The sequence below is a fragment of the Gilliamella sp. B2824 genome, assembly GCF_026536245.1.
Classification (GTDB): domain Bacteria; phylum Pseudomonadota; class Gammaproteobacteria; order Enterobacterales; family Orbaceae; genus Gilliamella.
This window is the reverse complement of record NZ_JAFNON010000001.1, coordinates 326,205-341,546: the sequence shown is the minus strand read 5'-3', so window position 1 is coordinate 341,546 and position 15,342 is coordinate 326,205. Positions and strand designations below refer to the sequence as shown.

The window sequence follows — 15,342 nt, the reverse complement described above, 5'->3', positions numbered from 1 at the left end:
CGATATGATTAACAATAAAATACAAAAGAGTGAAATATCAAAAATATGCAGATTGGAATGGCTGGGGTACCAGGATTCGAACCTGGGAGTGGCGGGATCAAAACCCGCTGCCTTACCGCTTGGCTATACCCCAATAAAGGATAGATACTAAGATTAAAATGGTGCGGGTGGAGAGACTTGAACTCACACACCTTGCGGCGCCAGAACCTAAATCTGGTGCGTCTACCAATTTCGCCACACCCGCACTGTATACTTCCGGTAAAAGTATTACTTAACCTTAATGGTGGCTACGACGGGATTCGAACCTGTGACCCCATCATTATGAGTGATGTGCTCTAACCAACTGAGCTACGTAGCCATCTCATTCGCAACGTCATAACCAACACTGCGAGGCGCATTATGCTTGTCTTAAGCCAAATCGTCAACCCTTTTTTTTAGATATTTTGAAAAAAAATGACGATTGATTAAGATGCAATCAAATCCAGTTTAATAACGCTTCAATTCGCCTTTTTTGTAATTCATTATAAATAGCTTTACCAACAAAACCATCTGCAATAATATTTTGCACGTTAACACTATTGGCAACATTATAAGCTTCATTTAAGTATTGAGCTTGCAAAAATGGTTCTTGTTTACAATAAGCATGGCTTGCAATAATTAATTGTTCAAGGTGTTGGGGATTACGCCAAACGTCAATACTATTTAGTAAATGGATAATTTGCTCTGCCGTCAACTGCTTTATATCTTCAACAACTTTACCATATTGCTGAACCATAACAGCTATCTTCAAAAAACTTGTAGGTGATTTTATTTTTTGACATAACAATTCAACACTTCGCTTAGTCGGCATCTGGGCACATAATATTGCAAAACGAACCGTTAATAGCGCAGTTAACTCAACAGATCTAGCTAACGCATCAACAACATTTTGTGACAATATTAATTGCGGAAATAACACAGCAAGCGCACCACATTGGTTGAGTACTTGAAAATAAATGTGTGGATGCTGAGTCGATAATGCTTTTTCTGTCTCTTTCCAAATGCGTTCAGGCGTTAAATATAACACCTCGCCAGCATCAACCATTTCTTTCATCAAAATTAACGTTTCTGGCGCTATTTTAAATCCCAAATGGTGATAGCGAGCAGCAAAGCGAGCAATGCGTAATATCCTTAAAGGATCTTCCCGAAAAGCCAAAGATACATGACGTAGTATTTTATTATGGAGATCACTTACACCATTATAAGGATCGACAATATGCCCTTGCTCATCCATCGCTATCGCATTAATTGTTAAGTCGCGACGAATAAGATCTTGCTCTAACGTGATATTTGACCCAAAATCACAAATAAAACCAGTATAACCGTTACCTGACTTTCGTTCAGTACGCGCTAGTGCATATTCTTCTTTAGTAGTAGGATGTAAAAATACAGGAAAATCTTTACCAACTTGTTGGTAACCTAAAGCAAGGAGCTGATCGGGTGTTGCACCAACAACAACCCAATCATGATCGACTACAGGTAATCCTAATAATCTATCCCGAACACTGCCGCCGACAAGATAGATCTTTGACATTTAACGCATCCAACGATCTTTTCTACGGCGTGGCATAATTAATGGTAAAATTAAACCTAAAATTAAGCCTCCACCAGCAACGAGTCCGCCATAGGTGAACCAAGTGATAATCAGATCACGGCGTTTATCATCCACTTGATTGAGCATTGACTCAAGTTGACTATTTTGCTGCTTAAGTTTGTTTTCAAGCTCAGTATTTTTATTTTGTAAAGACTCAATTAAAGTGTTTGCATCTTGTAATTTTTGCACATATTGATTAGCCACATCTTGTTGAGACTGATCGGCATTATCAGCTTTACTTTTGTACTGGGCAAGTTCAGATTCGAGAGAAGGCAGTCGCTCTTTGCAACTCGGTTGATCGTTAAGTTTACTTGTTTCAATCCATGCAACACTACCATTATTGACTTGAATTTTGGTATATTTACCATCGCTATTTTTTTCAAGTTCAATGACTTTTTCGCCCGCTTTTGCTGAATTTGAATAAGCATATTGTGCCCCCGGACCTCGACGCAAGTAAACATCAACATCATCGGTGATATATTTATCTACACCATAAGCGTTAAAAGCACAACTTAAAAAAGAAACGACAGCAATAATATTATGTTTTTTCATGATATTTAATCTATTCACCCAACATTGGTTCATAATAGCATAAAAAATGAATTTTTCGCATAATCATTTCATAATATATCTTACTTGAATGAAGTTAATAACCCAAAAAATGAAAACGATTACATTTTATGAGATCTTAATCACAAAACAAAAAATTAATAATATCCTTCTAATTAAATTATCATTACTGTATAAGAATTGTTTTAGTAATCAATTTTGGAGAAAACATGAATTACCATCTTGGCAATAATAACTTAGATATAATTTTACGCACGCAACCTTATGCTGAAATCTGTTATTTTGGAAAACGATTACAAAATTTAAATATCAATTCTATCGATATGCTTAACCCTGCCATACCTAATTCACGCCTAGATATTGATGTTCCATTCACACTTTGTCCTGAAGAAGGGTTAGGTAACTTTAGTACACCCGGGCTTGAAGGACATCGGAATGGCAAAGATTGGTCTCCAGTATTTATCACTAAAGAAGTCAAAAAAAACAATAACAATATTACTATTATTAGTGAAGATGATATTGCCAAGCTTCGTTTAACTAGCCAACTCATTTTAGATGAAAGTGGTGTTTTGCAATGTCAAAATAGCCTAACCAATTTAGCAGAGCAGCCTTATCAAGTGAATCGTTTGTCAGTATCCTTACCTATACCTGAACGGGCGCAGGAATTAATGGCATTTAATGGTCGTTGGATTAAAGAATTTTTTCCACATCGCACTAAAATTGAACATTGCGGATACTTACAAGAGAATCGCCGAGGAAGAACTTCACATGAATATTTTCCTGGCATGATTGTCGGTACAAGTGGTTTTAAGGAACAAACAGGAGAAGTATGGGGTATCCATTTAGGTTGGAGCGGAAACCACCGCATACAGGTAGCCGTCAAAAGCAATGGAAAACGTTTTATTCAAGCCGAAGCACTTTACCTGGCGGGCGAAATATCTTTAGCTAAAGGAGAAACAGTAAGTACACCATGGTTATATGCAACCTATAGTGATCAAGGTTTAAATAAAATGAGTCAGCACTTTCATCAATTCTTACGAACCAATATTATTAAGTTTTCTGCTCATAAACCACGCCCTGTTCATCTTAATACTTGGGAAGGCATCTTTTTTGATCATAATCCCGATTATATTATGAAAATGGCAACACAAGCAGCTCAAATAGGTGTTGAACGTTTCATTATTGATGATGGCTGGTTTGGTCATCGCGATGATGACTATCAAGGCTTGGGCGATTGGTATCTTGATGAGCGCAAATATCCAAATGGTTTAGAACCAGTCATTAAACATGTTAAAGACCTTGGTATGGAATTTGGTATCTGGGTTGAACCTGAAATGATTAACAAAAACTCTAATCTATATCGTGCCCATCCTGACTGGCTATTAGAACTTCAAGGTTATCAACAACCTGAAGGTCGTCATCAATATGTACTAGACTTACAAAATCCAAATGTTTTTGACTATTTGCTCGAAAGATTAACCTGGTTACTTGGAAGTTACGACATAGACTACATAAAATGGGATATGAATAGAGAAATCGTACAAGCGGGTCATAATGGTCATCCGGCTATAGTTGGCCAAACTAAAGCTGTTTATCGGTTACTTGATATTTTGCAAAAAAAATTCCCGAATGTCGAAATTGAATCTTGCTCATCTGGCGGTGGTCGCATTGATTATGAAATATTAAAACGTACTCAACGTTTTTGGGCATCGGATTCCAACGATGCTTTAGATAGGCAAATAATTCAACGCGGCATGAGTTATTTTTTCCCACCAGAAGTAATAGGAGCCCATATTGGTGGAGCGCTATGTCATACCACATATAGGCAAATTGATATGAATTTACGTGGTTTAACTGCACTATTTGGCCATATGGGGGTAGAACTCGATCCTGTAAAAGAATCACAACAAGAAAAACTATCATTTGCTAATTATATAAAATTACATAAACAATTACGTTCATTGCTCCATTCGGGCAATTTTATTCGGTTAGATGTTGATGATAATCAAGCCATGCAAAGTTATGGTGTGGTTAGCCAAGACCAAACCGAGGCCGCTTTTATAATTGCACAACTTATTTTACCGACTTATGCTTTGAGTGGTAATTTACGTTTAGCGGGTTTATTACCAGATAAAGATTATCACATTGAGATTCTTGACATGCCTAATAATATTGATCCTAAAGTGAATGGACATGTCATGAAAGCCCTACCTAATTGGATGGTAAAAAGCACAACGTTATCGGGCGATTGGTTAATGAATATTGGTTTACCCCTACCAGTACTAGATCCTGCAACTGCAATGCTAATCAAGATCACATCGGTATAAATTGTTTAGCAAAGAGGCTTGATTTTTTAGCAATTCAAGAGGGATTTCAACAGCACAAATCCCTCTTAATTAATATATTTAAACTGAATCGATTCGACAAACCAGAGAGCAATTGGCAAAAGCAAAATTTTCTCGTATTATAATGCGTTGGCTCATATATTCAGAGTATTACATACTGAATTCACTTAAAGATTTTAAGTACAGGATTTCTCCCAAACTGCGAGCCCTTTTGCTTGAATCATTGGTAATCTTACGAAACTCTATATGGACAAACATAAAGTATCAAATATGGATATAAATAATTAGTAGTAATCAATTAAAAGGTAGTTTTATGGCGACAATAAAAGATGTTGCACGATTAGCCAAAGTTTCAGTGGCAACAGTATCTCGTGTTATTAATAATGCAAACAATGTTAGCGAAAATACACGTGAAATTGTAAAAAAAGCTATGGAAAAATTAAATTACTATCCTGATGCCAATGCTCGCGCGTTATCCCAACAAAATTCAAATACCATAGGCATTGTTGTTGCCGATGTTTCCGACCCTTTTTTTGGTGAGATGGTAAGTACCGTTGACAAAGTAGCTCATCGAACAGGTAATTTTTTATTAATTGGAAATGGCTATCATCAACATGATCAAGAATATAATGCAATAACGCAACTTATCGAACATCGCTGTTCATCATTAGTTGTTCATGCTAAGGTTTTGCCCGACAGTATATTAAAAAAATTAATGCAGCAAGTGCCAGGAATGGTATTAATCAATCGCGTAGTGAGCGGCTTTGAAAAACGGTGTATTGCACTCGACGATCGTTATGGTTCCTATTTAGCGGTAAAGCATTTAATTCAACATGGCCATCTTAAAATTGGTTATTTATGTTCAAACCATGATATCTCAGATGCATCTGACCGTTTGCAAGGCTATAAAGATGCTTTAGCTGAATATAATATAGAGCTTGATGAAAAACTTATAGCTTTTGCCTCACCTAACGAAGTCGGTGGCGAACAAGCTATGATGACATTACTCGAACGCAATCGTCAAATTACCGCTATAGCTTGTTATAATGACTCTATGGCCGCTGGTGCAATGTCAGTGTTATATGATAATGATATAAAAATTCCAACCGAGATTTCTATTATAGGTTTTGATGATTTACTTCTTGCTCGCTACTTGCACCCTAAATTAACAACTATCCGTTATCCATTACAAACGATGGCAGAACAAGCGGCTGAATTAGCATTAAAACTTGCTAAAGGTGAAGCGCCACCCGCTAATTTAGTTAATATATTTATACCTACGCTAACTAAACGTTATTCTGTCAATTTGATCAAATAACATGATTATTAACGACCAATAACATCTTAGTTTATCAACACTATCAAAAATAGAGGATAATCACCACTTATCTGAGCTTACTTAATGATTTTTGATGCATACTATTAGCTCAGATAATCGTATTGTATTATCCCTCTCGATTAAAAGATATTAGCTAAAACCAAACCTCTGTTTGTACCCCAAAACTAATTTGGTGATGCTTACCATTAAAATCAAACTTACTAATATCATTTTGCAATGATTCAATATATGAAACATAAAAACGAATATCAGGTCTAGAAGATAAAATACTTTGTCCGACTTTGAAAGAATGATAAAGCGTTGTTTTATAGCCTTCCTCAACGTAAGTTTGATTATTAGCTTTATTTTTCTGTCTAAAATAGCCAAGCTCAACACCACTCTGGTTATAGGTATCCCATATATATGCAGGTCTTACCGCTGATTTAAAACTAGAAAAATTGGTATGAGCACGATGGAGATCATAAGAATAAACATCATTACCCGTAGTTAGTGCCAATGCATGGGCAACAATAACATTATCGGCTAAATAAGCTTCACCTTCAGAAACCAAGCGATAAGCTTTACCACCAGTATGTTCACCAATATAATCATTATCAGCATTAGCTGCAAACTCTGGATTATTAGTATTGATGTTGGCTAATTGTGAAGCAACCGAATTTGTCGCTGCTTGTAGTGTAAACTGATTGAATCCAGCAAAAAATTCATTCTGACGTAATACAAAACTACCAAGCCATGCATTTTTGACTTCTACATTGCCTTGAATTTTGGATTTATTCGGTGCTGAATAACGTGCATTTATGCCAAACAGCGCATCTTTCCACAATGGAATGTTATGATAACGTAATTCGATTTCATTAAGATCAACGTCCTCTTTTTTATGCCTGGTAATCTGATTGCCATTTTCATCAACACCAACCACATCAGCTTTTTTACTTTTTACATTCACATCAGCTCGAACTAAAGCTAAATCAAGTACACCAATACCAACGGCAAGATTTTCAATCCCTACCCCACCACCAGCAGGTGTTTTTTGCGTTTTCCAGTCAAGCATCTGAATTTCGTTGTAAGGTAAAGAGTGCTTACCAATCCATAATGTTGCATCAGGGAAACGAGGCACAAATCCTTTAGTAGCTAAATAAATATCAGAGAATTGCATAATATTATCATCTTGGGTATTAAATAAACCCGCTGCCTTATTGGTTGCCACATTCCCATCAATCATGACAATAGCATCGACTCTACGCCCATCTTGATCATAAACTTTTTGTTTAAAAATAAGATCATACCAACCGCCATATTCATTACCGAATCGACCTAACGCACCTTCAGCATAGTTTTTAGGTTTACCATTATTCGATGTTGACCATCCACCACGGAAATAACCGTTATAAGAAAATCCAATTTCATCTTTAATATAATCTTTAAATTCAGATAGAGTAAAAGATTTTTTTGCAGAACCATCTTCGCCTGATGCAGAAGAAGTTTTAACATCATTAACTAACACAATTTGATTATCACTTACGCTATTATTGACATGAATTTGTGGTGAACTAGCCGATTTTTTAGAATTGGTGAGTGATGCTGTCTGATTTTTTAATTGTTTTTGTCGATTGTTAATAACGACTTGTTGTTTTTGAATATTATTATTTAATTGAGCAATTTGCTTTTTTGACTCAACAACTTGCTTTTTTAAATCCGCTGAGTCTTTACTGATCTCTAGTAACTTCTGTTCTAAAATTGTTATCCTTGCTTCTAACTCTTCTGACGTTGCAGCCATAACATTTGGCAAATAGCATAAACTTAACATCGTAATTAACGCAATTTGTTTTAGTTTGGCTATGACTTTTACAACCTTATTTGTTAAATATTTCATATTTACCTACTCATTATTTTATAAAACATAATGAAGCCTCGTAAATTCGAGGCAAAAAAAAACCTAAAGAATAGCTATTTATGGCTATTCTTTAGGTTTTGCCCGTTACACAGCGGTAACAATCCTTTGAAGAATAATTATCGTTTTTTAATATAACAAATAAAAATAGTGATAAATAAATTAAATGTCTAAGCTGTGACCTATATCACAGTAATAGTTATCTATTTATATACAAAAAGGGATGTAATCGAAAATCACAAATAAAAAAAATAAACCAATCTAGCCATTTAGAAAAAAGATGTATTCGGTTACATAAATGTTATCTAGATCACTGTTTTAAATTACGCATTACTTATAATTTATAACAATTAATGATCATGTCATTAACTACGATCAATAAAAAATAGTGGTTAACAGAACAGTAAATGGAGAGTATATGACCCCTTCTTTCAATGAAATAATTAACTGCCATGATTGGAATAACTTATCTGTGTTAAGTATGAATAGACTCGATACACATGCTAAATTTCACAGTTGGCGAGATAAACAGAGCGCTAAAAACAATCTGAATTCAGACACCATTATGTCACTAAATGGCGATTGGTTTTTTAGCTATTACAATAGCCCAAATCAAGTACCAGAATCATGGTTAAAAAAAGAGTTAGACAAAACAACTATTCCTGTTCCGTCTAATTGGCAATTGCAGGGTTATGATAAACCGGTTTATACCAATATACGTTATCCTTTTCCTTATAATCCACCTTTTGTACCGGAACAAAATCCCACAGGCTGTTATTCTCGCTATGTCAATATCACTCAACAATGGCTGGCGCAAGGAAATACCAGAATTATATTCGATGGTGTCAGCTCAGCGTTTCATCTTTGGTGTAATGGTCAATGGGTTGGCTACTCTCAAGATAGTCGTATTGCGGCAGAATTTGATTTAACACCTTTTTTAAAGGCCGGTGAAAATCGCATTGCGGTATTAGTATTAAAGTGGTGCGATGGTAGTTATCTTGAAGATCAAGATATGTGGCGATTAAGTGGTATTTTTCGCCAAGTCTGGTTATTAAATAAACCGAAATCACATTTACGAGACATAAAAATTCACACCCAACTTGATGCACTTTATCAAAATGCCACGCTTTCACTACAGATTGATGTCAATCTTGATGACAACAAAGATTTATTCAATGTTGATATTGAATTATGGCAACAAAATAAATTAATAACTAAGCATTCTCAAAGCATTGGTACTGATGCTGTTGACGAAAAAGGCGGATATCACGATCGCTTAGACTGCCATATACCAGTCACCAGCCCCAAATTATGGAGCGCGGAAACGCCGAATCTTTATCGTGTGGTTATCAGTTTATACCATAAACAAACAGGGTTGATAGAATCAGAAGCCTACAATGTCGGTTTTCGGACAGTTGAAATCAAACATGGTCAGCTTTGCTTAAATGGTAAAGCTCTACTCATAAAAGGGACAAACCGACATGAATTCTATCCAGATATGGGGTATGCCGTCACTGAACAAGCGATGTTGCATGATATAAAACTCATCAAACAACACAACTTTAATGCAGTTAGATGTAGTCATTATCCTAATGATCCAAGATGGTATGAACTTTGTGACCAATATGGGCTGTATTTAGTGGATGAAGCCAATATTGAGTCGCATGGTATGTTTCCTATGTCCCGTTTATCGGATGATCCTCGTTGGTTTGCAGCATATAGCGAACGCGTCACGCGCATGGTACAACGTGATCGAAATCATCCCTCAATTATAATCTGGTCATTAGGAAATGAATCTGGTCATGGTGCTAATCACGATGCACTTTATGCTTGGATTAAAAGCAATGATCCAACGCGACCTGTACAATACGAAGGGGGTGGTGCGAATACAGCTGCTACCGATATCATTTGCCCAATGTATGCACGTGTTGAGCAAGATCAACCGCATCCAACAGTACCTAAATGGGCAATAACAAAATGGATTTCAATGCCTGATGAACACAGGCCTCTTATTTTATGTGAATATGCGCATGCCATGGGTAATAGTTTAGGTGCATTTTATAAGTATTGGCAAGCATTTAGGCAATACCCTCGTTTGCAAGGCGGATTTATTTGGGAATGGGCAGATCATGGTATTCGCTGTCAAACTCAAACGGGGGAAAGTTATTGGGCCTATGGCGGGGATTTTGGTGAAGCGTATCACGATAGACAATTTTGCTTAGATGGATTAGTGTTCCCCGACCGCAATGCTCATCCTAGTTTAATCGAAGCTAAGAAATTACAGCAACCTTATCAATTTAAGCTAATAAGTCAAAAACCATTAGTAATTGAGATAACCAGCGAGTATTTATTTTATCATACCAATCATGAGGTTTTACAATGGGAGTTATTAGTCGAGGGTAAAAAACGAAAATACAGCAAAACCAAACTGGACATTAAAGCCAATAGCACAATAAAAATGGTTTTGTGTGATGACGTCGGTAATGATTTTAACTGTGAAGATTTGCATTTATCAGTCAAAATTATTCAAAGCAAAACCACGCCATGGTCTGCCGCTGGGCACCTAGTCGCATGGGAACAGTGGAAATTGACTAACGCATTTATTCCATCGCTAACTTTTAATCAAGATAAAAGTTCGCTTAAGTTAATCGAAAATCAGGATAAATATGTCATAAATTATAAAAATCAACGTTGGCAATTGAATAAAACAACGGGTCAATTAGAACAATGGTTTAAAGGAAACAAATCGTTATTAGCTTCAGCTTTTACCGATCAATTTATTCGTGCACCAATTGATAATGATATTGGTATTAGTAGTGGTTTTGACAATAACCCTTATGCTTGGGTTGAAAAATGGAAGTCAGCTGGTTACTACGACTTAACGCATCAATGCTTAGGCATTGAGGTGAGCCAATCAAGTAATAAAATTATCATCGAAGTTTTACATGGTTATTTTGTCGACAACCAAAAAGTGATTCAAAGCAGATGGCAACACCACTTCGATCAAGAAGGTAATTTAAATTTATCTATACAAGTTAATATTGCGAATAATATGCCACCACCTGCACGTATAGGGTTAACATTTCAATTAAAACAGGTACCAAAACAGGTAAAATGGTTAGGATTAGGTCCACACGAAAATTATCCAGATCGTAAAACATCGGCAATCTTTAGTGACTGGTGTTTACCTTTTTCCCAACTCTACACGCCTTATATTTTTCCTTGTGAAAATGGTTTACGTTGCGATGTAAAAAAATTACAACTCAATCAATTAACCGTTACGGGTCATCAATTTAAATTTAATATTAATCAATATGGTACAAAACAGTTAATGGAAACATCACATCGACATCTATTGCAACCACAAGACAGCGCTTATGTCAGTATTGATGCATTTCATATGGGAATTGGTGGCGATGATTCTTGGACACCTAATGTCCATAAAGAATTTTTATTAACCGAAAAGTATTACAGTTATCAATTGGTTTTTAAATGCTCATAAAATTAAACGGTTACCTACCAATAATTAATACAGAAGGTAGTAGTCGATACCTTCTGTATTTCGTTTAGATAACAACATGCCAACAAAAAAATCTGCAAAATTTAACGCCCAAAAATAGCTCAAACCATCAAGTGCTAAGATTAACAGATTAAATATTGTAGTTATTATCCCCGTCAAATAACTGATCAAGTTGCTCTATGAACTGTTTTGCTGGTTGGCAATAAAAAATCCCGTATTCGGGCATACCCCGTAAGAAAAGATAATACACCCCACCAAAATGGTCTTGATATTGATAATTGACTAAACGACTTTTTAAAAATCGATGTAATGCTAAACAATAGAGTTGATATTGTAATTCATAACGATGTTCACACATTACCTGCTCTAATGCGGGCTTTTGATAATAAGCAGCAGAATCACCTAACCAGTTCGATTTATAATCAACAATATAATATTTACCTTCAAATTCAAACACTAAATCAATAAACCCTTTCAACATACCTTGTACTGTTTCAAAATCTAATTCTGGGCATTGTTTAGATAAAGGGTCATATTGTTTACACAAAGAGTCCAATTGCAAGCTAGACACGGCTTGACGAATAGGTAAATAAAATTGAAGCTCGTGAATACATTTTCCACTTAATATTTGCGCTAATGTAAGCCCTTGCTGATTAATTTTTGTGCTAAGCACCTGTTGCATCCAATCACTTACAACATCGATCCAGATTGCGTCTAAATTGAGTTTTTTTACCATTTCATCGCATAATTGAGCAACATTATTCCCTGCAACATTTTCCATCATTGTATGCATAAGCGTACCAACATAAGCTCCTTTTGGAAAATGATGAATATCATATAATTGCACTAACTGTTGCGCTTGATTATCTGATTGAGATTCATCCCAATCATCGAAGATAGCATAATTCAATATTGAACTACCATTATGCTTTTGAAGTTCAGTATAACTTGTCACACGCCAACAACTCGAAAGCTTTCGCTTAAATACACTTGCAAACAAGGTGCTATTTGATGTTTTTGGTGAAATATACTGTTCACCGACTATAGGTAATTCAACCTCAATTAAATTTGAAAATTTGGCTATCGATTTTAAATCATCATTTAAAAGATAATTAATCGCTGATTGATTTTTTTTCAAAGAAGCTAAACCAATACTACAATGATAAACAGAGCGAGTCATTGCCACGTAGAGCAATCGTAAATCTTCTGCCAGATGTTCATCTTCAATTTGTTGTTTAATTTCATCAGTTAACGACCACGCATAGCTTGGCTGATAATCATTATGTTTATCGTGATAAAATTGGCTATTAGCAGGGCGATATTTAGCCGCAAATGGCAACCAAACTATTGGAAACTCTAACCCTTTAGATTTATGTATCGTGATAATTTTGACCAAATTTTCATCGCTTTCTAAACGTTGTTCATGATTGTCTAAATTCAAATCGGGATTGACTATTTGTTTAGTCAACCAACGAACTAAAGCCGGTAAACTATCTAACTCATCCGCGGCGGCTTGTAATAATTCCCCTAAATGCATGAAGTTAGTCAATATTCGTTCGCCATTCTGGCAAGCTAAAAGATTTTCGGCTAAGTGTCGCCGTTTCATCAAACGACGTAACATCACTAATACCCCATAGTGTTGCCAAATAATCTGATATTGTTTAAATTCCTCTACTAAATTTTCCCACTGATCTTGATCATCAATCAATTGCTCAAGTTCTGCCATGGTTTGACCTAATAACCTAGTCATTAGCGCTAAACGTAATGCTGCTTCATTTTCTGGCATGAGTACGGCTTGCAATACAGAAAGCACATCCTGTGCTTCGGTTGACGAAAAGACGCTATTTCGATTGGATAAATAAACGCTTTTAACCCCATAAATCGCCAGTTTTTGTTGAATTATTTCAGCCTCTTGTCCGGTGCGCACTAAAATTGCAATATCGCTAGTTGCCACAGGGCGTTTGCCATCTTTATCACAGATGAATATTGAACTATCCGTTAACCATGAAACAATTTCTTTAGCACAACAAATCGCCATATGTTCTTGATAATCTGTAATAGTTGTTATAGTTTCAGGTAATAAATAAGCCGTTAAAGCATTTGCCTCTTGATCATTGATTATCAACGTTTTTTGATTATTTCTTGTTGCACTCTCCATAGGTAAAAAGGGAATGCGATCAAAAATAAAAGGATGTTGACGATTAGCGAATAACTGATTTACAGCCTTTACCATTTCAGAAGAAGATCGGTGATTAACATACATGGTAAAATTATTTTCGCCTGCCGACTGTTTTGCTTTTAAATACGTAAATATATCAGCGCCACGAAAGCTATAAATTGCTTGTTTGGGATCACCAATAAACAATAAACCTGTATCTAGTCGCTGCTTATTATAAATACGATCAAATATTTGATATTGTGCAGGATCGGTATCTTGAAATTCATCGATTAAAGCAACACAATATTTTTTTGCAATACTTTGTGCTAATCGATGACCATTTTTGGCCTGCAAGGCCCGATTAAGTTGCCAAATTAGATCGTTAAAACTCATCTCGGCACGTTTAATCTTCTGATAATAAATGCCTTTTTGTATAATTTTAACAATATGCATCAAAATTTCGTTGCGTAAATCAAGTTGGCTTGTATAAAGTTGTGCTATTTGCTCAAAAACTAAATGTCGTGGAGCCGTCTTATCGGTTTTGGTTTTCTCAATTAATACCGCTTGACTAAACTTTTCCAGTTCAGCGGGTAACTTAAACGTCGTTGTCGGTGTTTGGCACCAAGCCGAAACTTTGGCAATCCAATTAGGTAAATAACGATTACTATAAGATTGTTTACTGACGCCTGACAGAATAATGATATCGGTTAATTCATTTACTGATTCTAACCAAGCCTGTTTTAACATTTCGATTTTGTAAAAATTACGCTGATAAAAATCATTAATAATATTCACAAGATCGATATTGTCATCTGTGTTTTGGCTAAAATCAAAACTCAAATAAGGTTTAATACTTGCTAATAAGGCATCTGGATCTTGCCAAGTTGCAAAAACTATCTGAGCAAGTGGTTTATTTAAGGGAATAAAATAATGACGCCAAAAATCTTGGGTAACTTGTAAGTGTAATTGCTGCTCATCAGTAATTAATTTTTGTTCAAAAAGTACACCCGATTCAAATGCATGACTAGTCAATATTCGCTGACAAAAACTATGGATGGTATAAATAGCCGCATCATCCATTGATTGTTGGGCTTCAGTGAGTTTTTGAATCGCAGCTTGACGGTCATCAATTAATTCAATCAATTGTTGATATATCGGATCTGAATGGTTACCTTGCAGTAATCCTGTTCTTAGTTCTTGTATAGTTGCTCTAATGCGTGAACGCAGCTCTTGCGTTGCCGCTTTAGTAAAGGTGACAACTAAAATTTGATTAATACTCAGTGGGTTGGGATAACTGTTTTTGCCTATGCCTAATAACAATCGCAAATAGATAAAGGCAAGTGAATAGGTTTTACCTGTTCCGGCCGAGGCTTCAATTAAGGTACGTCCGGTTAACGGTAAATCAAAAAGATTAAGTTTTTTTACTCCGCTTGATGAAACCATTCAAGATTTCCTGCGGTGCCAATTGAGTAGTTAATACATGCAATTGCAGCTGTTGGAAACATCGGTGGCGAAATATGAGGGCAAAGCTCATTGACTAAATAGCCGACTAATGGAAGGTGTGAAACTATAATCACTTGCTTAACATCTTGGGATATAAGGGTCATTAAAAAATCAGCAATTGAAGCAGCACTTCCACCTGGAACCAAAAGCTTTTCTGTTTTTACTTTTGAAATAGAAATATAAGAGGATAGTTGAGCAAACGTTTGCTCTGCTCGTAAATATGGACTCACTAAACCTAAGTCAAATTTAAAATGTTGCTGTTGAAGCCATTGACCGGCTTGATTCGCTTGTTCAATGCCATAAGCAGTAAGTGGTCGACTTGCATCAGATGAAGCAGAAAATCCTGCTTCACCATGTCTCATAATACAAATTTTCATTAATGA

At 35.8% G+C, this 15,342-nt stretch carries 8 protein-coding genes and 3 tRNA genes; 3 read left to right on the top strand and 8 right to left on the bottom strand.

Features of this window, described 5'->3' with window-relative positions; translation table 11 throughout:
• Positions 1-58: 58 nt before the first annotated feature.
• The 5 genes from J3U56_RS01565 to J3U56_RS01545 all read right to left on the bottom strand — a co-directional run bounded on the left by J3U56_RS01565 (position 59) and on the right by J3U56_RS01545 (position 2,185).
• Positions 59-133: transfer RNA gene (locus J3U56_RS01565), tRNA-Gln, on the bottom strand.
• 26 nt (positions 134-159) lie between these two features.
• Positions 160-244, bottom strand: a tRNA-Leu gene (locus tag J3U56_RS01560).
• A 37-nt stretch (positions 245-281) separates the two neighbouring features.
• Positions 282-358, bottom strand: a tRNA-Met gene (locus J3U56_RS01555).
• 117 nt (positions 359-475) lie between these two features.
• Entirely contained in the window at positions 476-1,573 is a 1,098-nt protein-coding gene (locus J3U56_RS01550; protein WP_267366428.1) for a multifunctional CCA tRNA nucleotidyl transferase/2'3'-cyclic phosphodiesterase/2'nucleotidase/phosphatase, read from the bottom strand.
• Positions 1,574-2,185: a TIGR04211 family SH3 domain-containing protein gene (locus tag J3U56_RS01545; protein ID WP_267348741.1), complete on the bottom strand. Its 612-nt coding sequence runs from the start codon at positions 2,183-2,185 to the stop codon at positions 1,574-1,576.
• Between the two features lie 227 nt (positions 2,186-2,412).
• Here J3U56_RS01545 and J3U56_RS01540 point away from each other — a divergent pair, with 227 nt between their 5' ends.
• Positions 2,413-4,530 (top strand): alpha-galactosidase, encoded by a 2,118-nt coding sequence (locus J3U56_RS01540; protein ID WP_267366427.1) that lies wholly within the window; start codon positions 2,413-2,415, stop codon positions 4,528-4,530.
• Between the two features lie 331 nt (positions 4,531-4,861).
• Complete coding sequence (locus tag J3U56_RS01535) at positions 4,862-5,866, top strand: substrate-binding domain-containing protein (protein WP_267343555.1); 1,005 nt, start codon at positions 4,862-4,864, stop codon at positions 5,864-5,866.
• A 154-nt stretch (positions 5,867-6,020) separates the two neighbouring features.
• On the opposite strand, the gene J3U56_RS01530 is transcribed toward J3U56_RS01535, so the two are convergent.
• Positions 6,021-7,760: a carbohydrate porin gene (locus tag J3U56_RS01530; protein WP_267366425.1), complete on the bottom strand. Its 1,740-nt coding sequence runs from the start codon at positions 7,758-7,760 to the stop codon at positions 6,021-6,023.
• A gap of 436 nt (positions 7,761-8,196) precedes the next feature.
• On the opposite strand from J3U56_RS01530, the gene J3U56_RS01525 reads away from it, so the two are divergent.
• Entirely contained in the window at positions 8,197-11,280 is a 3,084-nt protein-coding gene (locus tag J3U56_RS01525) for a beta-galactosidase (protein WP_267366423.1), read from the top strand.
• A gap of 148 nt (positions 11,281-11,428) precedes the next feature.
• Here the strand turns inward: J3U56_RS01525 and recB are convergent, their stop codons facing one another.
• Entirely contained in the window at positions 11,429-14,899 is a 3,471-nt protein-coding gene (gene recB / locus J3U56_RS01520; protein ID WP_267366421.1) for an exodeoxyribonuclease V subunit beta, read from the bottom strand.
• Positions 14,878-15,321: a phosphohistidine phosphatase SixA gene (gene sixA, locus J3U56_RS01515; protein ID WP_267343559.1), complete on the bottom strand. Its 444-nt coding sequence runs from the start codon at positions 15,319-15,321 to the stop codon at positions 14,878-14,880. Before sixA ends, recB begins: the two co-directional genes overlap by 22 nt.
• Positions 15,322-15,342: the final 21 nt, after the last annotated feature.